General features: G+C 71.7%; 22 protein-coding genes. 9 read left to right on the top strand and 13 right to left on the bottom strand.

Annotated elements, in window-relative coordinates; genetic code table 11:
- Positions 1 to 43: 43 nt before the first annotated feature.
- The 7 genes from ACTWQC_RS17985 to ACTWQC_RS17955 form a co-directional block, all read right to left on the bottom strand.
- The gene (locus ACTWQC_RS17985; RefSeq protein WP_443316715.1) at positions 44 to 1927 is read right to left on the bottom strand and encodes a protein kinase domain-containing protein; all 1884 of its coding nucleotides are present in this window, start codon (positions 1925 to 1927) and stop codon (positions 44 to 46) included.
- Positions 1928 to 2181: 254 nt separating this feature from the next.
- Positions 2182 to 3237 carry a PP2C family protein-serine/threonine phosphatase gene (locus ACTWQC_RS17980; RefSeq protein WP_443316714.1) on the bottom strand — a complete coding sequence of 352 codons (1056 nt, stop codon included), beginning with the start codon at positions 3235 to 3237 and terminating at the stop codon, positions 2182 to 2184.
- A 175-nt stretch (positions 3238 to 3412) separates the two neighbouring features.
- Positions 3413 to 4693 carry a DUF6986 family protein gene (locus tag ACTWQC_RS17975; RefSeq protein WP_443316713.1) on the bottom strand — a complete coding sequence of 427 codons (1281 nt, stop codon included), beginning with the start codon at positions 4691 to 4693 and terminating at the stop codon, positions 3413 to 3415.
- A gap of 200 nt (positions 4694 to 4893) precedes the next feature.
- On the bottom strand, positions 4894 to 5856 hold the full coding sequence (locus tag ACTWQC_RS17970) for an electron transfer flavoprotein subunit alpha/FixB family protein (RefSeq protein ID WP_443316712.1): 963 nt from the start codon (positions 5854 to 5856) through the stop codon (positions 4894 to 4896).
- Between the two features lie 65 nt (positions 5857 to 5921).
- A complete protein-coding gene (locus ACTWQC_RS17965; protein ID WP_443316711.1) occupies positions 5922 to 6707 on the bottom strand; it encodes an electron transfer flavoprotein subunit beta/FixA family protein in 786 nt (261 codons plus the stop codon).
- 218 nt (positions 6708 to 6925) lie between these two features.
- Positions 6926 to 7447: a flavin reductase family protein gene (locus tag ACTWQC_RS17960; protein WP_443316710.1), complete on the bottom strand. Its 522-nt coding sequence runs from the start codon at positions 7445 to 7447 to the stop codon at positions 6926 to 6928.
- A 238-nt stretch (positions 7448 to 7685) separates the two neighbouring features.
- On the bottom strand, positions 7686 to 8111 hold the full coding sequence (locus ACTWQC_RS17955; RefSeq protein ID WP_443316709.1) for a thioredoxin family protein: 426 nt from the start codon (positions 8109 to 8111) through the stop codon (positions 7686 to 7688).
- 77 nt (positions 8112 to 8188) lie between these two features.
- On the opposite strand from ACTWQC_RS17955, the gene ACTWQC_RS17950 reads away from it, so the two are divergent.
- Together ACTWQC_RS17950 and ACTWQC_RS17945 are read left to right on the top strand one after the other, a co-directional pair.
- Complete coding sequence (locus ACTWQC_RS17950; RefSeq protein WP_443316708.1) at positions 8189 to 8644, top strand: DUF4395 domain-containing protein; 456 nt, start codon at positions 8189 to 8191, stop codon at positions 8642 to 8644.
- A gap of 190 nt (positions 8645 to 8834) precedes the next feature.
- Positions 8835 to 9584, top strand: coding sequence for a lysophospholipid acyltransferase family protein (locus tag ACTWQC_RS17945; RefSeq protein WP_443316707.1), 750 nt, complete (start codon positions 8835 to 8837; stop codon positions 9582 to 9584).
- Positions 9585 to 9589: 5 nt separating this feature from the next.
- On the opposite strand, the gene ACTWQC_RS17940 is transcribed toward ACTWQC_RS17945, so the two are convergent.
- The 4 genes from ACTWQC_RS17940 to ACTWQC_RS17925 all read right to left on the bottom strand — a co-directional run bounded on the left by ACTWQC_RS17940 (position 9590) and on the right by ACTWQC_RS17925 (position 13544).
- Complete coding sequence (locus ACTWQC_RS17940; protein ID WP_443316706.1) at positions 9590 to 10168, bottom strand: transglutaminase domain-containing protein; 579 nt, start codon at positions 10166 to 10168, stop codon at positions 9590 to 9592.
- 75 nt (positions 10169 to 10243) lie between these two features.
- Positions 10244 to 11335 carry a threonine aldolase family protein gene (locus ACTWQC_RS17935; RefSeq protein WP_443316705.1) on the bottom strand — a complete coding sequence of 364 codons (1092 nt, stop codon included), beginning with the start codon at positions 11333 to 11335 and terminating at the stop codon, positions 10244 to 10246.
- Complete coding sequence (locus tag ACTWQC_RS17930) at positions 11314 to 12069, bottom strand: SDR family NAD(P)-dependent oxidoreductase (RefSeq protein WP_443316704.1); 756 nt, start codon at positions 12067 to 12069, stop codon at positions 11314 to 11316. Before ACTWQC_RS17930 ends, ACTWQC_RS17935 begins: the two co-directional genes overlap by 22 nt.
- Before the next feature lie 23 nt (positions 12070 to 12092).
- On the bottom strand, positions 12093 to 13544 hold the full coding sequence (locus ACTWQC_RS17925) for a DUF6421 family protein (RefSeq protein WP_443316703.1): 1452 nt from the start codon (positions 13542 to 13544) through the stop codon (positions 12093 to 12095).
- 212 nt (positions 13545 to 13756) lie between these two features.
- On the opposite strand from ACTWQC_RS17925, the gene ACTWQC_RS17920 reads away from it, so the two are divergent.
- Entirely contained in the window at positions 13757 to 14440 is a 684-nt protein-coding gene (locus ACTWQC_RS17920) for a glycerophosphodiester phosphodiesterase (protein WP_443316702.1), read from the top strand.
- A 69-nt stretch (positions 14441 to 14509) separates the two neighbouring features.
- Here ACTWQC_RS17920 and ACTWQC_RS17915 read toward each other — a convergent pair whose 3' ends face one another.
- Entirely contained in the window at positions 14510 to 15064 is a 555-nt protein-coding gene (locus tag ACTWQC_RS17915) for a GNAT family N-acetyltransferase (RefSeq protein WP_443316701.1), read from the bottom strand.
- A 115-nt stretch (positions 15065 to 15179) separates the two neighbouring features.
- Between ACTWQC_RS17915 and ACTWQC_RS17910 the strand changes: the two genes are divergently transcribed.
- The 5 genes from ACTWQC_RS17910 (at position 15180) to ACTWQC_RS17890 (ending at position 19162) form a co-directional block, all read left to right on the top strand.
- Entirely contained in the window at positions 15180 to 15566 is a 387-nt protein-coding gene (locus tag ACTWQC_RS17910) for a VOC family protein (RefSeq protein ID WP_443316700.1), read from the top strand.
- A 158-nt stretch (positions 15567 to 15724) separates the two neighbouring features.
- Entirely contained in the window at positions 15725 to 16306 is a 582-nt protein-coding gene (locus ACTWQC_RS17905; RefSeq protein WP_443316699.1) for a DUF5134 domain-containing protein, read from the top strand.
- Positions 16307 to 16491: 185 nt separating this feature from the next.
- A complete protein-coding gene (locus ACTWQC_RS17900) occupies positions 16492 to 17427 on the top strand; it encodes a M56 family metallopeptidase (protein WP_443316698.1) in 936 nt (311 codons plus the stop codon).
- Between the two features lie 67 nt (positions 17428 to 17494).
- The gene (locus tag ACTWQC_RS17895; RefSeq protein ID WP_443316697.1) at positions 17495 to 18184 is read left to right on the top strand and encodes a phosphatase PAP2 family protein; all 690 of its coding nucleotides are present in this window, start codon (positions 17495 to 17497) and stop codon (positions 18182 to 18184) included.
- A gap of 312 nt (positions 18185 to 18496) precedes the next feature.
- A complete protein-coding gene (locus ACTWQC_RS17890) occupies positions 18497 to 19162 on the top strand; it encodes a TetR/AcrR family transcriptional regulator (protein ID WP_443316696.1) in 666 nt (221 codons plus the stop codon).
- On the opposite strand, the gene ACTWQC_RS17885 is transcribed toward ACTWQC_RS17890, so the two are convergent.
- The gene (locus ACTWQC_RS17885) at positions 19153 to 20634 is read right to left on the bottom strand and encodes an LVIVD repeat-containing protein (RefSeq protein ID WP_443316695.1); all 1482 of its coding nucleotides are present in this window, start codon (positions 20632 to 20634) and stop codon (positions 19153 to 19155) included. The two genes, ACTWQC_RS17890 and ACTWQC_RS17885, sit on opposite strands and share 10 nt — an antisense overlap.
- Positions 20635 to 20810: 176 nt before the next feature.
- On the opposite strand from ACTWQC_RS17885, the gene ACTWQC_RS17880 reads away from it, so the two are divergent.
- The gene (locus tag ACTWQC_RS17880; RefSeq protein ID WP_443316694.1) at positions 20811 to 21470 is read left to right on the top strand and encodes a DUF305 domain-containing protein; all 660 of its coding nucleotides are present in this window, start codon (positions 20811 to 20813) and stop codon (positions 21468 to 21470) included.
- Positions 21471 to 21517 lie beyond the last annotated feature (47 nt).

The following is a 21517-nucleotide window of genomic DNA, read 5'->3' as shown; positions in this document are numbered from 1 at the left end:
AGGGCTCGTGCGGGACATGCGGCTCATGCAGGACATGCGTGGCTCAGCAGATCGGCAGGCCGGGGACGGGCTGGTCGTTGTCCCCGCCCTTGATGTAGACATCGCTGATGAAGACGCCCGCGTTGCCGCTGTCGTCGTCGGTCTTCGCCCACCAGATGTTGGTCCACTGGCCGTACGTCTCCCTGCGCCCCTGCGTCTGGCAGTAGAAGTAGTTGGTGCCCGCGTTGAGCAGACCGACCTCGTTGCCCGCTCCGTCGTAGGACTTGGCGGTACGCCAGACCTCGCAGTTGTACTTGCCCGCGCCGATGCCGTGGCACACCGGCGCCGGAGCCGGGTCCTCGCCGCCTCCGCCGGTGCTGGTGCCGGTGCTGGTGCCGGTGCTCCCGCCGGTGCTGGTGCCGCCGGTGGAACCGCCGCCGCTCGTCGACGTGGAGCCACCGCTGTCGCCCCCGCCGGTCGTGCCGCCGCCGGTGCCCTTCCCGTCATCCACGCCGCCCGCCGGCGCGCTACCGGGCGGCGACTTCGACGGCTTCTCCGAGGACTTCGCACGCTCGGCCTTCTCGCCCGCGGCCTTGCCCTCGTCGTCCTGTTCCTTCTCCGAGGCCCCGGCGGCGGGTGAACTGCTGCCGGAAGCCACCTTGTCGGAGTCCCCCGAGCCGTTCAGCACAACGGCGGCGGCCACTCCGGCGCCGGCCAGCACGACGGTCGCCACCGCGGCGGCCACGGCGGTACGGCCACGGCGCCGGCCCCCGCCGCGCCCCGACGGACCGCCGGTCACCAACGGTCCACCGTCGGGTGGCGGCATCGCCTGCCCCGACGGCACAGCCCCGCCCGGCCCGGGTCCTCCCGGCACAACTCCGCCCGGCACAGCCCCGCTCGGCCCGCGTCCACCCTGCGCAGCCTCGCCCGGCACAGCGCCGCCCTGCGGGGCCCCGGGCTCCGCAGGGAAGCCGGGTGCCGGGCCGAAGCCGGGGCCGTGGGACACCGCGGCCCCGCCCGCCCCCGGTCGCGGAGCCACAGGGCCGCCGAGGTCGGTCGTATCCGCATCACGCCCGGCGCCACCGTCGTACGGCCTCCCCGCCGCGACCGCCTCCAGCAGTTCACGGGCGCGCTGCGCGTCCGGCCGCGCCTGAGGGTCCTTGTGCAGGAGCTCGCGCAGGACCGGCGCAAGGGGCCCGGCGCGCTGCGGTTCCGGCAGCGGCTCGACGACGATCGCGGTGAGCGTGGACCAGGTGGACGTACGACGGAACGGCGACGAGCCCTCCACGGCCGCGTACAGCGTCGCGCCGAGCGACCACACGTCGGACGCGGGCCCGGGGAGCTGCCCCTGCGCACGCTCCGGGGCCAGGTAGTCCAGCGAGCCGACGATGTCGCCGCTCTGCGTGAGCCGCGTCGTGGCGCCGTCGCCGGGGTCCTCCATGGTGGCGATGCCGAAGTCGGTGAGCACGACCCTGCCGCTGCGATCCAGCAGCACATTGCCCGGCTTGACGTCGCGGTGCAGGACGCCCGCGCGGTGGGCGGCGTCGAGTGCGTCCATGACCTTCGCGGCGATCGCGGCGGCCTCGAGGGGGTCGAGCACGCCGCGCTCCTGGAGGACGTCGTCGAGCGAGGGGCCGTCGACGAGCTCCATGACGATGAGCGGACGCCCCTCGTCCTCCGCGATGTCGTGGACCGCGACGACGCCGGGGTGCTTGATACGGGCCGCCGCGCGGGCCTCGCGCTGCATCCGCAGCCGCAGATCGGTGAGTTCGCGGGCCCCTGCGTCGCTGTAGGTGCGCAGCTCCTTGATCGCGACCTCGCGGCCGAGCACCTCGTCGACGGCCTGGCAGACCACGCCCATGCCGCCGCGGCCGAGCTGCCGCACCACGCGGTAGCGCCCCGCGAGCAGCCGCCCCGCCCCGTCCTGTCCGTGCTCCCCCGTCGACACCGCTGCCCCGTCCCTCGACCTGTCCTTCGGCTTCGCCAATTCCCGGGCACAGCCTACGTGTCGGACGCGGCGGCTCGTTCGGTGTCTCCGCCACCCATCCCCCGAGAGCACCGCGACTCGGCTGCGGCGCCCCGGCGCTGGAGCCGCATGGCGGTGCCCCGGTGGAGCCCGGCGTTCCAGCCCCGGCCTTCCAGCCCCGGCGTCCCGGCCCAGGCGTCCCGGCCCCGGCCGTTGGGCCGCGGAAGGGGCCCGTCCTAGGAGTTGCCGTACGCGGGATGCTCCTGGGTCCGGGTGTTCGGGCACCGCACCGCGAGGGCCGCGATGTCGTCGTCGAGCCTTCCGCCGCTGTAGTGGAGCAGGTCCCGGTGAAGCCGGGCGAGCAGCTCGCCGGGCGGCGCCGGGCCTTGCCGCCGCATCCAGTCCGGCAGCGGGAAGAACTCGCCCGTGCGGTCCCGGGTCTCCGTTACCCCGTCGGTGTAGAGCAGCAGCTGGTCGCCCGGGGCGAACGCGACGGTGTCGACGCAGTACTGGTCTCCGATGAGCATCGCAAGGTTGAGGGGAGGCGAAGGGGTGGTGGGCTCCAGGGCGCGGATCTCCCCGCGGTGCACGAGCATCGGCGGGGGGTGCCCGCAGTTGAGAAGTCTGACGTTGCCGCGGCCGTGCGGGATCTCGGCGATAAGAGCGGTGGCAAAGCGCTCCGGCAAGTCCTGGGCGGGGAACGCAGCGCTGTAGCGGGTGATGCTGGTCTCCAGACGATGGATGATGCCCCTCAGGTCGGGCTCGTCGTACGCGGCCTCCCTGAAGCAGCTGATCACCGCCGAGGCCGCCCCCACCGCGGACAGGCCCTTGCCGCGTACGTCGCCGATCAGCAGCCGGACCCCGTACGGTGTGTCAGCCGCCTCATAGAAATCGCCGCCGATCCGGGCTTGCTCTTGGGCCGCCAGATACAGCGACTCGATCTCGACGTCCTCGATGCGGGGCGGCAGAGGGCGCAGCAGCACCTTCTGGGCTGCGTCGGCGACGAGCCGGACGTGGAAGAGCATTTCCTCCCGCTGGAGTCGGATATGGCTCGCATATGCGGCCGCCAAGGTGACCGCGACGATCGCGGCCGCTGTGTACGGCGTCCCCAGGTCGGTGTAGACGAAGCTGAGGCCGATCATGACCAGCAGGCAGAGCGCCCCCAGCAGGATCGTGGGGAGCACGGGCCACATCGCGGCGGCGAGGGCGGGTGCGGCGGGTAGGAGGCGGCTGAAGGCGATCTCCCTCGGCGTGGAGAACGCCAGGCCGGCGATGACGACGGTAAGGACCATCGGTGCCAGCAGGGCAGCTTCCCACCGGCCACGGTAAGGAGGACGACGGCCCCGCAGCCGTCCGAGCGTGATCACAGAATGCATCATATCGGGGCGAAACACTCTGGACGCGTGGCCGTCCCGGCCTCGTGCTGGGCGCCCGTACCGCCTCGCCTCCATCACGGCGGTGCAGACCCTAAGGCGTGACAGGCCGCCCGGCCAGCCGGTCGAGATCGGCGCGGTGGAGGCCGGTGAGCCCCGTGACCTCGTCGCCGTCGACGGCTCCGCAGTCGATGCCTCGGAGCAGGTAGCCGCTGAGGGCCTTGGCGGTGGCGGGCTCGTCCATGACGTCGCCGCCCGCCCGGCCCACGTACGCGGCGAGCCGGGCCGCGGCCTGCTCGAGTCCCTCGCGGTAGAAGGCGTAGACGGCGGCGTACCGGGTCGGCAGGTGGCCGGGGTGCATGTCCCAGCCCTGGTAATAGGCGCGGGCCAAGGAGCGGCGTACGAGGCGGTGGTGGAGCCTCCAGGCGTCGTGGACCTGCGAAGTTGGGCCGACGGGGAGGACGTTGGTGGAGCCGTCGGAGAGCCGTACGCCGGTGCCCGCGGCCGCGACCTGCATGACGGCCTTGGCGTGGTCGGCGGCCGGGTGGTCCATGGACTGGTAGGCGGCGCTGACGCCGCAGGAGGCGCTGTAGTCGAACGTGCCGTAGTGCAGCCCGGTCGCGCGCCCCCCGGCGGCGTCGATCATGCGGGCGACGGTGGCCCGGCCGTCGGGGCCGAGGATCGACTGGGTGGTCTCGATCTGGATCTCGAAGCCGATCCGGCCCGGCTCCAGGCCGCGGGCCTTCTCGAACTCCGCGCAGAGCCTGGCCATCGCGGTGACCTGCTCGGCGTAGGTGACCTTGGGGAGGGTGAGGACGAGGCCGCCGGGCAGGCCGCCTGCCTCCATCAGGCCGGTGAGGAAGACGTCGAGGGTGCGGATGCCGCGGTCGCGGACGGCGGCCTCCATGCACTTCATGCGGATGCCCATGTACGGAGGCGCGGTGCCGTCGGCGTACGCGTCGGCGACCAGGCGGGCGGCGCGCGCGGCGGCGGCGTCCTCCTCGGCGTCCGGGCGCGGGCCGTAGCCGTCCTCGAAGTCGATGCGCAGGTCCTCGACGGGCTCGCGCTCGAGCTTGGCGCGCACGCGCGCGTACACCGGGCCTGCGAGGTCGCCGCTCAGGTCGAGGACGGCGGCGAGGGAGGCGGCGTCGGGGGCGTGCTCGTCGAGCGCGGCGAGGGCCTGGTCGCCCCAGGAGCGCACGGTACCGGCGGCGAAGACGTCACCGGGGACGTAGACGGTGTGCACGGGCTGGCGGCTGCCCGGGTCGCCGGGGTAGCGGCGCGCGAGTTCCGCGTCCACGCGGGCCAGTGAAGCCCCGATCTCCTCGCGCACCGCGCTCGCGAGGCTGGTGGCCACCGACTCGTGCTGCCCCATTCGACACCCTCCGTTTTCCGCGTTACGGAATCAACAATCCGTAGAGCGAAGCTATCTTTCGGCTCTGCCGCAGGTCAACACCTCCTGGGCAACGCGTGAGGCCCCCGCACGCACGGCGTACGGGGGCCTCACGAACCAGGTCGGAACCTGACCGGAATCAGGTCGGAACCGGATCGGAACCGGGTCGGCTCCAGCTGGGGTCAGCCCTTGCGGGACTTGACCTCCTCGGTCAGCTGCGGGACGACCTGGAAGAGATCGCCGACCACGCCGTAGTCGACCAGGTCGAAGATCGGGGCCTCGGCGTCCTTGTTGATGGCCACGATGGTCTTCGAGGTCTGCATACCGGCGCGGTGCTGGATCGCGCCGGAAATGCCCGCCGCGAGGTAGAGCTGCGGCGAGACGGACTTACCGGTCTGGCCGACCTGGTGGGTGTGCGGGTACCAGCCGGCGTCGACGGCGGCGCGGGAGGCACCGACGGCCGCACCGAGGGAGTCGGCCAGCTCCTCGATGATCGAGAAGTTCTCGGCGCCGTTCAGGCCGCGGCCACCGGAGACCACGATCGCGGCCTCGGTCAGCTCGGGGCGGCCGGTCGACTCGCGCGGAGTCCGGGAGACGACCTTGGTACCGGTGGACTTCTCGCCGAAGGTCACGGCGAGCTGCTCGACGGTGCCGGCGGCCTGAGCGGCCTCGGGCGCGGCCGAGTTGGGCTTGACGGTGATGACCGGGGTGCCCTTGGTGACGCGGGACTTGGTGGTGAAGGCGGCGGCGAACACCGACTGGGTGGCCACCGGGCCCTCGTCGCCGGCCTCCAGGTCGACGGCGTCGGTGATGATGCCGGAGCCGATGCGCACCGCGAGGCGGGCGGCGATCTCCTTGCCCTCGGGCGAGGACGGCACGAGCACGGCGGCCGGGGACACTGCGTCGTACGCGGCCTGCAGCGCATCGACCTTCGGCGCGACGAGGTAGTCGGTGAACTCGGGCGCGTCGGCGGCGAGGACCTTCACCGCGCCGTACTCGGCGAGGGTCGGGGCGGCGGTGTCGGCACCGGAGCCGAGGTGGACGGCGACGGGCTCGCCGATCCGGCGGGCCAGCGTCAGCAGTTCGAGGGTCGGCTTGCGGACGGCGCCGTCCACGTGGTCGACGTAGACGAGAACTTCAGCCATGGGATTGCTCTCCTGCGATTGCGAAGGATCTGGGGGAGGTTGAGGTGATTGCCGAAGCTCAGGCCTTAGATGAACTTCTGGCCCGCAAGGAACTCGGCCAGCTGCTTGCCGCCCTCGCCCTCGTCCTTGACGATCGTTCCGGCGGTACGGGCCGGGCGCTGCGCGGCCTCGTCCACCTTGGTCCAGGCGCCCTCGAGGCCGACCTCGTCCGCCTCGAGACCCAGGTCCGACAGGTCCAGGGACTCCACCGGCTTCTTCTTGGCAGCCATGATGCCCTTGAAGGACGGGTAACGGGCCTCGCCCGACAGGTCGGTCACGGACACGACGGCCGGGAGCGACGCCTCGAGCTGCTCGGTCGCGGCGTCACCGTCACGGCGGCCGCTGACCTTGCCGTCCTCGACGGAGACCTCGGAGAGCAGCGTCACCTGCGGCACGCCCAGGCGCTCGGCGAGGATCGCCGGGAGGACGCCCATGGTGCCGTCGGTGGAGGCCATACCGCAGATCACCAGGTCGTAGCCGATGTGCTCGATGGCCTTGGTGAGCACGAGCGAGGTGCCGAGCGCGTCGGTGCCGTGCAGGTCGTCGTCCTCGACGTGCACGGCCTTGTCCGCACCCATGGAGAGCGCCTTGCGCAGCGCGTCGCGCGCGTCCTCCGGGCCGACGGTCAGCACGGTGATCTCCGCGTCGTCGGCGTCATCGGCGATCTGGAGGGCCTGCTCGACTGCGTATTCGTCGAGCTCGGACAGCAGGCCGTCGACCGCTTCGCGGTCGGTGGTCAGGTCCTCGGCGAAGTGCCGGTCGCCGGTGGCGTCGGGCACGTACTTCACACAGACAACGATCCTCAAGCTCACGCCGGCTCTCCTACTTGCATCGTCATTTCGAAGCTGCCTTGTGTTGGCAGCATAGGCGCCCTTCGGGGCGGATCCCGGTTGGGGCGGCCCTGTCTCCGACCTGCTCTCCGACCCGAATTATTACTTGTCAGTACAGTGGCCGTTTCCCCGGTAAGCAAGCGCTTTGGACTGTGACATTGACAACGCTCCGTAACCGGGCAGGCTGCCCCTGCGCATCCTCAGTCGCGGAGCGCACCGAAGGTCCCCTGGTGGTAAAGGAGCGGACGGCCCGCGCCGTCCGGGTCACCGAAGAGCACTTCGCCGAGGACCACCCGGTGGTCCCCCGCGGGTATCCGGGCCACGACGCGGCAGACCAGCCACGCCAGTACGCCGTCGAGTACCGGCACGCCGTGCGGTCCGGTGCGCCATCGGGTGGGCGGAGCGAAGCGATCGGCCCCGCTGCGCGCGAAGGTGGCGGCCAGCTCCTGTTGGTGCTCGCCGAGGATGTGGACGCCGATGTGCTCGGCGTCGGCGAGCACCGGCCAGCTGGAGGAGCCGGCGCCGACGCCGAAGGAGAGCAGCGGCGGCTCCGCGGCGACGGAGGTGAGGGAGGTCGCGGTGAATCCGGCGGGGCGGGTGCCGTGTGCGGTGATCACGGCGACGCCGGCGGCGTGGCGGCGGAAGGCGGAGCGCAGCAGGTCGGTGGCGGCGGGTGGTGCCGCGGCGAGCCTGGGCGTAACGAAATCGTGCGTGGCCGTCATGGAGTTGTCCTTCTCTGGGTCGGGCCGAGCGAGGAGACGTTGCTGCTCAGTCGTGACCCGGACAGCGCGCGCTCGCATGCCGGACCAGGTCAACGTGGACCCGCCAGAAGAGAAGGATTCCCGACCGCATGCCGTCAGCCTGACGACCGACAAAGCTCCACGTCAAGTGCGGTCAAGCCGATGGGAGATGCATCACGCGGCCGGCCGCGTGCCCGGTCACGCGCACCGGTCATGCCGCTCACGCCGCCGGTCCGACGGCTTCGCCGAGGGCCGCGATGACATCGGCCTTGCGCGGCTGACCCGAAGCGCGGCGGACGATCCGGCCGTCCGCGTCGAGCACGAGCACGGTGGGCGTGCGCAGAATGTGCAGGGACCGTACGAGATCCAGATGCGCCTCGGCGTCGACCTCGACATGGGTCACGCCGTCCACCATTCCGGCGACGTCGGCGAGGATCCGACGGGTGGCCCGGCACGGCTGGCAGAAGGCGCTGGAGAACTGCACGAGCGTCGCACGCTCCCCCAGTTCCGCGCCCAGCAGGTCCTCACCGAGCCGCACCTCGCCGTCACGACCGCGCACCTTCAGCCTCCCGCCGCGCCGCGTGTGCAGCAGACCGAAGACGCCCGCCACCGCGAGCACCACCACGCACACCATGAGTCCGGTCATCGCCCAGGGACAGCGTTCACGCGACCGCAAGAATTCCCGTGGCGGCAAATCCCCTGCGCTGCGGCATGCTGGGCGCCATGAGCGAGGGCACGGGTACGGGTACGGGCGCAGGTACGGGCGCGGGCAAGGGCATCGACGCACGAGGACCGAGGTTCGCGGCAGCGGTGACGACGGTCGTCCTGGCCGCCGTCCTCATCACCGGCAGCGGGTGGCTGCTGGTGTGGCAGGCGCTGGCCTTCGCGGCGGGGGCGGCGGCCGGCGTGGGCAGCTCGCCGTACGGCTGGCTGTTCCGGACGGCGGTGCGCCCGCAGCTCGGGCCGGCGACCGAGTTCGAGGACCCGGCGCCGCCGCGCTTCGCCCAGGCCGTCGGCCTCTTCTTCGCCGTCGTCGGCGTCATCGGGTACCTCGTCGGTCCGGAGTGGCTGGGCCTGGCGGCCACCGCGTGCGCCCTGGCGGCGGCCTTCCTCAACGCGGCGTTCGGCTACTGCCTTGGCTGCGAAATGTACCTTTTGCTGCGCCGAGCCGTGGGTTGATGGTGCGTCAGGCCGGACGGTACCGGGGCACCGGTCCGCGCACCGACGTGACGAGGATCTCCCGCACAAGCGCCTGCGGTGTCTGGCCGACGGACGTGCGATCAGGCACGATCGGCCACAGCGGCCTACCTACGGCCGCGTAACTTCGCCGGGAGAACCCTCCCCAGGCCGCGCAGAAGGGCCCCCCGATATGGCAGAACTCGTCTATCCGCCGGTCATCGGTCTCGCCCGCACCATGTTCAAGGCGCTCGACCTGCGCTTCGACATCCAGGGCACCGAGCACGTTCCGCAGCGGGGCGGCGCGGTTCTGGTGAGCAATCACATCGGCTATCTGGACTTCGTCTTCTGCGGCCTGACCGCCCGGCCGGCCAAGCGGCTGGTGCGCTTCATGGCGAAGGAGTCGGTCTTCCGGCACCGGATCTCCGGTCCGCTGATGCGGGCGATGAAGCACATACCGGTGGACCGGGCGCAGGGCGAGCACGCGTACGCGCACGCGGTCAAGGCGCTGCGCGCGGGCGAGATCGTGGGCGTGTTCCCGGAGGCGACCATCTCGCCGTCGTTCACGCTGAAGAACTTCAAGTCGGGCGCTGCGCGCATGGCGCAGGAGGCGGGCGTTCCGCTGTTGCCGATGGCCCTGTGGGGCACCCAGCGGCTGTGGACCAAGGGCCGTCCGCGCAACCTCGGCCGCCACCACGTCCCCATCACGATGCGCGTCGGCGAGCCGATCGCCGCGGACCCGGCCGAGACGGCGCTCAGCGTCACCGACCGGGTGCGGGGCCGGGTCCAGGAGCTGCTCGAGGCCTGCCAGCGCGCCTATCCCGTACGCCCGAAGGGCCCGGACGACACGTGGTGGATCCCGGCCCACCTCGGCGGCACGGCCCCGGCCCCGGCCGAAGCGACCAACAACGAGAGGGCCGGCGGCCGCGTCGAGCGACGCTGAACTGCTCAGAGCGCGGTGGGGAGCAGCTGCCACAGGTGCGGCCGGTCGGTGGCCTGCCGCAGCGCGTTCAGGACGGCCGGGTGTGGCGCGGCATGGACGGTCGGGTAATCGGCCTCGCCGAGTCCGGGGCGTACGGGCCAGGCGAGTTGCTCGCGGTCCAGGCTGAACTGGGCGTCGACGCCCGGCTTGTTGCCGCGTGGATCCTGGCGCGCCCAGCTCTCCCGCCCCGGCAGCTTGATCGCCACGAGCCCGTGCACCATGTCGAGTCTCTGATAGCAGAGTCCGGTGGGGATGGACTCGGCGCGCAGCAGGGCGGCGAGGGCGTGGGCCTTGGCGCAGCAGATGCCGGTGCGCAGCCGCAGGACATCGGAGGCGCGCCAGGTGACGCGCGGGTCCCCGGCGTCGGCGGAGTGCGGGACGGCGTCGCGTACGAACTCGAAGGCGGCCCTGGCGTAGGCGGGCGCGTCCGGGGCTCCGGTCCGCAGCCGGGCCGCCGTCTCGCGTACCAGCGGGTGTTCGTGGTCGATGACCTCGTCGGCCGCCAGATAGGCGGACAGATCAGGCGTGTCCTGGATCAGCTGCATGTCACGACGGTAGGGCGGCGTTCGGCCACGGTCAATTGATTTACGGCCGAGCGCATACCTATGCGAAGCCCGGGCCTACTGCCTTCCCAGCTCCTCGACCAGGGCGGCCGTGAAGGAGTCCACGTCCGCCTCCGTGGTGTCGAAGGAGCACATCCAGCGGACGAGGCCCGCCGCCTCGTCCCAGAAGTAGAAGCGGAAGCGCTTCTGCAGCCGCTCCGCGACATCGTGCGGCAGCTTCGCGAAGACCGCGTTGGACTCCACGGGGTGGACGATCTCCACGCCGCCCACGCCGCCCACGCCGCCCACGCCGTCGGCGAGACGCCGCGCCATGGTGTTGGCGTGCCGGGCGTTGCGGAGCCACAGATCCCCGGCCAGCAGGGCCTCCAACTGCACGGAGACGAAGCGCATCTTGGAGGGCAGCTGCATGGAGAGCTTGCGCACATGCTTCATCGCCCGCGGTGCGTCCCGGTTGATGACGACCACGGCCTCACCGAACACCATGCCGTTCTTCGTGCCGCCGAGGGAGAGGATGTCGACGCCGACGGCGTTGGTGAAGGCCCGCATCGGCCGGTCGAGCGACGCCGCGGCGTTGGCCAGCCGGGACCCGTCGAGGTGCACCAGCATGCCGCGCTGGTGGGCGTGTTCGCAGATCGCCCGGATCTCGTCGGGGGTGTAGACGGTGCCCAGCTCGGTGCTCTGGGCGATCGAGACGACCTGCGGCATGGCACGGTGCTCGTCGTCCCAGCCGTACGCCTCCCGGTCGATCAGCTCGGGCGTGAGCTTGCCGTCCGGCGTCGGCACGGGGAGCAGCTTGAGCCCGCCGACGCGCTCGGGCGCCCCGCACTCGTCGACGTGGATGTGCGCACTGTCGGCGCAGATCACCGCGCCCCAACGGTCGGTGACCGACTGCAGTGCGACGACGTTGGCGCCGGTCCCGTTGAAGACCGGGAACGCCTGCGCGGTCTGCCCGAAGTGGCTGCGTATGACGCGCTGCAGAGCTTGCGTGTACTCGTCCTCGCCGTACGAGATCTGGTGACCGCCGTTGGCCAGCGCAAGCGCCGCCAGTATCTCGGGGTGCGCACCCGCGTAGTTGTCGCTGGCAAAACCGCGCAGCTCGGGATCATGGCGCCGCTTGGCGTCGGTGGTCACGGTTGCGGGGTCAGCCACAGGCGGTGTCCGTTCACTTCCTCGGCGGGCCGGTCCCAGACGCCGGCGATGGCCTCGGCCAGGTCCTTGACGTCCGTGAAGCCCGCGAACTTCGCGTTGGGTCGCTCGGCGCGCATCGCGTCGTGCACCAGCGCCTTCACCACCAGGATCGCAGCAGCCGCCTGCGGGCCCTTCTCGCCCCCCTCCTTCTTGAAGGCGTCGGCGAGCGCGAGGGTCCAGGCCTCGGCGGCGGCCTTGGCCGCGGCGTACGCGGCGTTGCCGGCCGTGGGCTTGCTGGCCCCGGCCGCGCTGATCAGGACGTAGCGTCCGCGGCCGCCGCGCCGCAGGGCGTCGTGGAAGGCGAGCGAGGTGTGCTGCACGGTCCTGATCAGCAGGTTGTGCAGGTGGTCCCAGTCGGCGAGCGGGGCGTCGGCGAAAGTCTTGCTGCCGCGCCAGCCGCCGACGAGGTGAACCAGGCCGTCGACCCGGCCGAACTCCTTCTCGGTGCGGTCCGCCCACTGGCGGGTCGCGTCGAGGTCGAGCAGGTCGACGGTCTCGCCGGTGACAGTAGCGCCGCCGTGGGCGTAGCGCGCCGCGTCGACGGCCTCGGCGAGCCGCGCGGGGTCGGCGTCGCAGGCGACGACGGTCGCGCCCGCCTCCGCGAGGCGCAGCAGCGCCGCGCGTCCCGCGGGCCCTGCCGCACCGGCCACCGCGATCACCGCGCCGTCGAGGGACCCCGTACCGTTGCTCGTCATGCTCGCCGCCTCTCCGGCCTCGCTCACGCGGCCCCCGCCGCAAGCGTCGGCTCCACTGATGCGTCTTTCGCCGCGCTCATCGACTCGGCGCTCCTGGCACTCCGAGCAGTGATGCCCTTGGTGGAGGCGATCACACCCTTGAGCTTCTTGGCGAGCGCCTCGTAGAACATGCTGAGCGGAAACTCGTCCGGAAGCACGTCGTCCACGAGCTTGCGCGGCGGCTGCGTCAGGTCGAGCGCGTCGGGGCCCTTGGCCCAGGTGGAACCCGGGTGCGGGGCGAGGTAGGCCGAGACGAGTTCGTACGCGGCGAACCAGTGGACCAGTTTGGGGCGGTCGATGCCGTCGCGGTACAGCTTCTCGATCTCGGCGCAGAGCTGGTTGGTGACCTGCGGGGCGCGGTCCCAGTCGATGTGCAGGGTGTTGTCCGTCCAGCGTACGACGTCGTGCTGGTGCAAGTAGGCGAAGAGCAGCTGCCCGCCGAGGCCGTCGTAGTTGCGGACCCGCTCGCCGGTGACCGGGAAGCGGAACATCCGGTCGAAGATCACCGCGTACTGCACGTCCCGGGCCTGCGCGACCCCCTCGGCCTCCAGCTTCACGGCCTCCTTGAAGGCGGTGAGGTCGCAGCGCAGCTCCTCCAGGCCGTACATCCAGAACGGCTGGCGCTGCTTGATCATGAAGGGGTCGAACGGCAGGTCGCCGTGGCTGTGGGTGCGGTCGTGGATCATGTCCCAGAGGACGAATGCCTGCTGGCAGCGGGCCTGGTCGCCGATCATCGCGCGGACGTCCTCGGGCAGGCCCAGGCGCAGGATGTCCACGGCCGCCTCGGTGACCTTGCGGAAGCGGGCGGCCTCGCGGTCGCAGAAGATGGCGCCCCAGGTGAAGCGCTCGGGGGCCTCGCGGACGGCGATGGTCTCCGGGAAGAGCACCGCGGAGTTGGTGTCGTAGCCGCTGGTGAAGTCCTCGAAGGTGATGCCGAGGAAGAGCGGGTTGTCGAAGCGGGTGCGCTCCAGCTCGGCGAGCCAGTCGGGCCAGACGACGCGCAGCACCACGGCCTCGAGGTTACGGTCCGGGTTGCCGTTCTGGGTGTACATCGGGAAGACGACGAGGTGCTGGAGGCCGTCGGCGCGCGCCTGCGCCGGCTGGAAGGCGAGCAGCGAGTCGAGGAAGTCGGGCACCTCGAAGCCGCCGTCGGCCCAGCGGCGCAGGTCGGCGACGAGCGCCCGGTGATAGGCCGCGTCGTGCGACAGCAGCGGGGAGAGCTCCTCGACGGCGGATATGACGCGACCGAGGGCGAGCTCCACCGTGGCGCGGGTGGGGGCGCCTTCGGCGCCGAAGTCGATCGAACCGTCCTTGGACTGCCAGGGCCGGATCTCCTCCACGGCATCCTTGAGGGCAGGCCAGGCCGGGTGGTCGATCACGCGCTCCGCGGAGCCGGCGTCACCGCCCCTGCGGTCCTGCGCAAGAATTTCCGTCATAACTCACCCTCCACGGGAGAACCTCGCGTTAAGACACCGTATCCATACGAGGATCTCCCGCTCAAGCGGGGTTGCCGAAAATTATCCTGCCCACCCCCGCCTTCACCGGCCTTTTTCCTGCCAGGGAGATTCTGGCGCGGCATGGTCCGCGGAACGGTGTGAGCCGTTAGGCTGCGGCACCGCCGGTCGACCCGCACCGAACGGAGACATCCTTGACATTTCTCACCATCGGACACCGCGGACTGATGGGCGTCGAGCCGGAGAACACCCTTCGGTCGTTCGTCCGCGCCGACCACGAGGGCCTGGACGTCATCGAGCTGGATCTCCACCTCAGCAAGGACGGCGCGCTCGTGGTGATGCACGACGCCGAAGTGGACCGGACCACCAACGGCACGGGACCGATCGCCGACTTCACGCTCGCGGAGCTGCGCGAGCTGGACGCGGGCGACGGAGAGCGCGTCCCGGTGTTCGAGGAGGTCCTCGACGCGGTGAAGGCGCCGCTTCAGGCGGAGATCAAGGACGTCGCCGCGGCACGCGCGCTGGCCGAGGTCATGATCCGCCGCGACCTGGTGGACCGGGTCGAGGTGATCTCCTTCCACGACGCGGCGCTCGCCGAGATCCACCGGCTGCTGCCGGGGGTGCGTACCGCCCTGGTCGCGAGCCGGTACGGCACGGATGTCGTCGACCGCGCGGTCGCGGTGGGCGCGGGCATGCTCGTCCTGAACATCCGGCGGCTCACCCTGGAGGTCGTGGAGCAGGCCCGCGCGGCCGGGCTGAAGGTCGTCGGCTGGGTCGTCAACACCCAGGATCACCTGCGGCTGGTCCGCGCCCTGGGCCTGGACGGCGCGACCACCGACTTCCCCGAGATCAAGCGCACCTGCCGCTTCACGGCCTAGGCGTCGCCGTCCGGCGCGGACGCGCCGGACGGCCGCCGCGCCTCCTGGCCCTCCCCTGGCCCTCCCCCGTCAGGCGAGCTCCTTCACCAGCAGCTCGAACTGCAGGTCGTCGCGGCGCGGGATGCCGAAGCGCTCGTCGCCGTACGGGAACGGGCTCATCTGCCCGGTACGGCGGTAGCCGCGGCGCTCGTACCAGGCGATGAGGTCCTCGCGGGCCGAGATCACCGTCATGTGCATCTCGCGCGTCCCCCATCCCTCGCGCACGGTCCGCTCCGCCTCCGCGATGATCACTTTGCCGAGCCCGGCGCCCTGCAGCTCGGGGCGCACCGCGAACATCCCGAAGTACGCGTGCTCACCGCGGTGTTCGAGCTGGCAGCAGGCGACGAGCTCGCCGCCCTGCTCGACGACGAGCATCCGGCTGTCCGGGCTCTTCACCACGGCGGCGACCCCCGCGGGGTCGGTCCGCTGCCCGTCGAGGATGTCCGCCTCCGTGGTCCACCCCGTACGGCTCGCGTCGCCCCGGTACGCCGACTCGATGAGCGCGACGAGGGCCGGGATGTCGGCGTCGGTGGCGTCCCTGAAGATCGGTTCGACGGCGGCGGGGGGCGGCGGGGCGGTGTCCATGGCGCACGGGCTCCTCTCGTACGGCTGCGCAGGGCAGCGGCTGCGTGCGGACCATGAGGCTAACAAGCCCCGTCGTACGGGTTTATCGCGTGCACCACTGCATAGGGTCCCGGTCATGGTGCACGTATTGAGCAGCCGGGTTCTTCTGCGGCCCACCGATCCGGAACGGTCCCGGGCCTTCTACGGGAAGGCGCTGGGACTCGCCGTCTTCCGCGAGTTCGGGACAGGGCCCGAGCGCGGGACGGTGTACTTCCTCGGCGGCGGCTTCCTCGAGGTGTCGGGGCGCTCCGAGGTGCCGCCGGCCCCCGGACTCCAGCTGTGGCTGCAGGTCGCGGACGCGGCGGCCGCGCACGAGGAACTGGCGGAGCGCGGGGTGGAGATCCTGCGCCCGCCGGTCAAGGAGCCGTGGGGGCTGGTCGAGATGTGGATCGCCGACCCGGACGGGGTGCGGATCGCGGTCGTCGAAGTCCCGGAGGACCACCCGATGCGCTACCGCCCCTGACCGGTGACAGGAGGAGTGCCGCGCGGGCAGCTGCGGGGGCGGGGCGGGGCTCACCGGGGCGTCGACGCGCTCCCTGATGTGCACCTGTGCGCTCCCGTGCCCGGCGGCCGGCGCGGGCAGCCTCCCGGCGGAACCCGTCCCGTACCGGGAGGTGCGCTGTGCACGGACCGCCGCTGGTGGGCTGGCTGACGGTCGCGCTGTGCGGCGCGGCGGGCGCGCTCTGCCTGCTGCGGATGCGGGTGCGCGGGGGCGGCCGGGAGCAGCGGCGCGGCGCGGGCGGCGAGGCGCTCATGGGGCTCGGCATGGCGGCGATGGCGGTACCGGCCGCCACACTGAAGCCGCAGCCGTGGGCCGCGCCGGTGTTCGCCGCCGTGTTCGCCGCGGCCGCGCTGCACGCCCTGCTGCTCGCCCGCGGTGACCGCCATCATCTGCACCACGCCGTGGGCTCGCTGGCGATGGTCCACATGGCGCTCGCGCCGGCACACGCGGATCACGCGGAGGGGGTGGCCGCTCAACCGGCGGCTGGAGCAACCGTGTTGACGGGGCTTCTGCTCGCGTACTTCGCGGTGTACGTACTGCGCACGGGCGTCGGGATCGTGCCGCTCGCCGCGGCGCCGTCCCCGGTGTCCCCTGCCGCACCTGCCGCCGCGGGCCCGGGCTGGGTCCACCGCCCGGAGCTGGCGACGGCGTGCCGGGTGTCGATGGGCATGGGCATGTTCGCCATGCTCCTGACCGTCTGAACGGCAGCGCTCCCGAGCGCGTGACAGGCCGCGTTCCCGACCGCCTGAACGCCCGCGCTCCTGACCGTCTGAACCGCCCGCGCCGGACCTGCGCCTCCGCCCAGGCCCTACGGATTCCGTGGTCTGCGTCACTTCGCCGTCGAGCCCATACCTGCCGGTAGCCACCCGCTCGTAGGCTGGCGGGCATGATGCTCCCGCTCGCGCTGCTCGTCCTCGGCGGGCTCGCCGCGGCCGTTGCCCCCCGCCTGCTGGCGCGCGCCGAGTGGGCGGACCGTGAACCCGTGCTGGCCCTGTGGGTATGGCAGTGCGCGGTGGCGGCAGTGCTGCTGTGCTGTGCGCTGGCGATGGCGCTGAGCGCGGCCGCGGCCTGGGAGGCCGTACGGGGGCATGTGTTCGCGCCCGCACCACGCGGCGTCGTCGAGGCGTACGCGCTGCAGGGCTACGGCCCGTGGGCCGGGACGGTGGCCGCCGTACTCGCCTGCGGGGCCGCGTGGACCGCGGCGATGCTCACCCGCGAGGTGCGGGCGGCGCGCGCCCAGCGCAGACGGCAGCGCTCGGAGCTGCTGGTGCGCTCCCCCCGGCTGCCCGGCGAGGTGGAGACCGAGGGCCGGCTCGTCGTCCTGGAGGGCGAGCGGCCGGGCGCCTGGTGGTTGCCGGGCCCGGCGCCCCGGCTGGTCATCACGACCGCGGCGCTGCGGCGTCTGGGCCGTCGCCAGCTGGACGCCGTACTGGCGCACGAGCAGGGCCATGCGCGGGCCCGCCACGACTGGCTGCTGCACTGCTCGTCGGCGCTCGCGACCGGGTTTCCGCAGGTGCCGGTGTTCGCGGCGTTCCGCGATGAGATGCACCGGCTCGTCGAGCTGGCAGCGGACGACGTGGCCTCGCGCCGCTTCGGGCGGCTGACGATCGCGCTGGCCCTGGTCGAACTCAACGAGGACCGCGGGGTGTTCGGCCCCTGCCCCGCGCCGCACGCCGAGGTCCCGCGACGGGTGGACCGGCTGCTGACCGCGGCGCCCCGCCTCACCCCGGCCCGCAGGCTGCAGCTGACGGCCGCGGCGGCGTGCGTCCCCGTGGTGCCGCTGCTGGTCGCCCTGGTGCCCGCGCTCAGCGTGCTGCGGTAGCGGTACGGGGAAGGGGCCGCGCGTGCTAGGACGGGCACCCGCCGCAGCAGTCGGCGAGGATCTCCGCATGGATGCGCCACCACCGCGCTCACCGGCCCGCTGTCTGTGGACGGCGGCGGTCTGCGGCCTGCTGGGAATCTTCGTGCTGGTGCTCGTCGCCGTCCCGTGGCAACCGCTGCTGACCTGGGACCGGGATGTCGCCGACGGCCTGCACGGCTCGGCCGTCGGCCACCCCGGCTGGGTCGGGGCGAACGAGGTGCTGACGGACTGGGTGTGGGATCCGTGGACGATGCGCGCTCTGCTCGCGCTGGCGGCGCTGCTCCTGCTGTGGGGCGGCGACTGGGTGACGGCCGCGTGGGTCGCGGTGACGGCCGTGGTCGCCACCGGAGTGCAGAACGGCCTCAAAGCGGCGGTCGGGCGGCAGCGCCCACGATGGCCCGACCCGGTCGACACCGCCCACTACGCGGCCTTCCCCTCCGGCCACGCGATGACGGCGGCCCTGGCCTGCTCGCTGCTGCTGTGGCTCGGGCTCCGCGCAGGGCTGCGGGGGTGGTGGCTGCGGGCCGCCGCGGCCGTGGCGGTGGCCTCGGTCGTCGGCGTGGGCTTCACACGGCTGTATCTGGGGGTGCACTGGCCTTCCGACGTGCTCGGGGGCTGGCTGTTCGGGGTGGCCCTCGCCGCGCTGGCGGCGGCCGCGTGCACCCGGTGGGGACCGGCCAGGCCGGGGCGCGATGTGCCCTTGTCGGGCCGGGGGTGACGTGGAGAGGATCACGGACATGGTGATCAAGAACGTGCTGTTCGACTTCTCCGGGACGCTGTTCCGCTCGAGCAGGCAGGGTCCGGCCTGCCGCCCTGCGGCCGGTGCTGGACCTGGGAGCTGGGAGCGGGGATGAGCAGGGCTAGTCTGACAACGATGTCGCTCGGTACCGGCAGGGAGACCGCCGCCTCGGACGATCCCCCGCGTCGCCCGAGGCGGCGGCACCTCCGGAAAGCAGGCCCCTGATGAGGGCCGCCTCCGAAGACCCGCTGAGTATATTGGCTCTGAGCCAGTCAACGCAGGAGTTACAGAATGTCCCCGCGCAGCGCATCGGTCAATGAAGAGTTGCGCCGACGTTCCCGCGAGCGGCTGCTGCAGGCGACAGTCGACCTGGTCGGGGAACGCGGATACGAGGCGACGACGCTCGGTGACATCGCCGACCGGGCGGGCTCGGCCCGCGGCCTGGTGTCGTACTACTTCCCGGGGAAGCGGCAGCTGCTGCAGGCGGCCGTGCACCGGCTCATGCACCTGACGCTGGAGGCCGCGCTGGAGTGCGAGCCGCGAACCGACGACGGGCAGGAGCGGCTGGCGCGCGCGATCGACGCCATCCTGGGTATCGCCCGCGACCAGCCCACGCTGATGCGCACGCACATGGCGGGCATCCTCACCGCGGATGGTTTCGTCCAGGGCCCCGAGCAGCAGCGGCTCGCCTCGCTGCTGAAGGACACCGTGGCCCGCTACGGCTCGACCGACCCCGACGCCGACTACCCCATGCTGCGCGCGCTGCTGATGGGCGCCGTGTTCGCGCTGCTCATCCCGGGCGCCCCGATGCCCCAGGCGCGGCTGCGCGCCGAGCTGTTCCAGCGGTACGGGCTGCCCTGGGAGCTCGGCGTCCCGCCGGGCGAAGAGCCGCCCGGCGGGACGCCGGTACGCGCGGTGAAGCAGGTACGCGTGGTGAAGCAGGCCGATCAGCGGTAGTCGGGCTGCGTCTGGACGTTGAGCTCCTTGAGCCGGACCCACGTGGCTCCGTCGGTCCGCCGGTCGTCGATCCGCACGACGTCGAAGCCCTTGGCGATGTCGTTCGAGTAGATGTAGCCGTTGTAGTAGTACGCCGACCACGATCCGCCGCCGACCAGCGTGTCCGAGGAGATCGGGCCGCGCTCGAAGTAGCCGATCTCCTTCGGCTCCGACGAGTCGGTGAACTCCCAGATGGACACGCCGCCCTGGTACCACGCCTGGACCATGATGTCGCGGCCCTTCACCGGGATCAGCGAGCCGTTGTGGGCGACGCAGTTCTCGGTGTCGGCCTGGTAGCGCGGGATCTTGTAGTAGCTGCGGAAGACGAGCTTGCGCTCGTCCCCCTGGCCGGTGATGTCGTAGATGCCGTCGGCGCCGCGGTTCGGGCCGATCGCGGCGTTGCACGTCGCCGCCCCGCCACCGCCGAGCTCATCGGTGAACACGACCTTGTTGGCACGCTGGTTGAAGGTGGCCGAGTGCCAGAAGGCGAAGTTGACGTTGTCCTGCACCCGGTCGATGACCTTCGGGTGCGCCGGGTCCTCGATGTCGAAGAGAATGCCGTCACCCATGCAGGCACCGGCGGCCAGGTCCTTCGAAGGCAGCACGGTGATGTCATGGCAGCCGGTGGTCTTGGAGACGCCCGGGTTGGTGGGCGCACCCGGGTTGCCGCCGTCCGGGAAGAGGACCGGGAAGTTCACGACCGCGGACTTCTCGGGCGCGTACCGGGGCACCTTGATGACCGAGATGCCGTCGTGCGGCGGCTGGCAGTCGGGGAAGGTCTCACTCGGTGAGTACGAGGAGACGTAGATGTAGACGTTGCGGCGCTCGGGCACCAGCGTGTGGGTGTGCGAGCCGCAGGCGGTCTCGACAGCGGCGACGTACTTGGGGTTCCGCTTGTCGCTGATGTCGAAGATCTTCATGCCCTCCCAGGAGGACTTCTCGGTCGCGGGCTGCGTGGTGCTGTTGCAGGAGTTGTCGCTTCGCGAGGAGTCCGTGGAGAGGAAGAGCAGGTCGCCGGAGACCGTGATGTCGTTCTGCGATCCCGGACACAGCACCTGGCTCACCGTCTTCGGGGCCCTGGGGTTGCTGATGTCGAAGATCCGGAAGCCGTCGTAGTTGCCGGCGAAGGCGTACCTGCCCTGGAACGCCAGGTCGGAATTGGTCCCCGGGAGCGTGTCCTTGGGGATGTTGGCGAGGTGGGAAACGTTGTCGCTCGTGACGACCTCGTCCACGGCGGGTATCTCGCCGTCCTCGATGGCGGCCCTGGTGTCGGCCGCCTCGGTCTTGCTCACTCGCTCCCTGGTGGGCGCGTCACCTGGGTCGGGTGTCGCGACCGCAGGGGTCGACGCCAGGAACGAGGCGAGCAGGCCGAAGGCGGCCGCCGCCACGCCGAGGCGTCTGCGCCGCGCGCGTGGGTTGTGCAACGACGTCACTGCGTCCTCCCTTGTATCCGTTCGGAGTTGAACGGTTCTTGGACCCCGGCAGTATCGCTGCTCCCATGTACACAACAACAGATGGCAGTGAACATGTAATAAAGGACTTCGATCATCTGTGGTCACTGACGTGCTACGACAGTGCCCGACCGGTCCGCACTTCTCAGGAGGTCGCTGTGGATCACTTCCGTACGAGACCGCGCGTCCGCGCGCTGACCGCCGCTGCGGCAGCTGCCGCGGCCGTACTGGCCCTGGGCGCCTGCGAGTCGGGTACGGAGGCCTCCGCCGCGCAGGGCGATGACCGCCCGTCAGTGGTGGCGCCGGGCAAGCCGGGTGAGGCCGCGAAGACGCTGTCCCCGGAGGAGGCGGAGAAGGCCGTCGGCGACGACACCCCCAACTCGGCCGACTTCGCCTATGCGCAGCGGATGATCCTGCACCACAAGCAGGCGTTGACGATGACTTCCCTCGTCGCGGAGCGGGCGGGAACGGAGAAGGTGAAGCGGCTCGCCGATCGCATATCGGCGGCCCAGGGTCCGGAGGCCAAGGCCATGGAGAGCTGGCTGAAGCAGCACGGCGGGGCCGGGAAGCACGCGGGGCACGACCACGGGGCGATGCCCGGCATGGCCTCGGACGAGCAGCTCGCCGAGCTCCGCGCGGCGCGGGGCGGCGCCTTCGACGAGCTCTTCCTGAAGCTGATGATCACCCATCACCAGGGAGCGGTGAGCATGGCCACGGAGGTGCTGTCGGACGGCGACAACATCCGCATCGAGGAGATGGCGAACGACGTCATCGCACAGCAGACGAGTGAGATCAACCGCATGCGGGGGATGTCCTAGGGCTCGGCGGCAGGGCACCTCCCGCCGGGCCCGCACCGGTGCGATGC

Source organism: Streptomyces sp. 8N616 (assembly GCF_052246385.1).
In the GTDB taxonomy this organism is placed as follows: domain Bacteria; phylum Actinomycetota; class Actinomycetes; order Streptomycetales; family Streptomycetaceae; genus Streptomyces.
The sequence above is the reverse complement of the archived record's forward strand: the minus strand, read 5'-3'. Positions and strand labels throughout refer to the sequence as shown.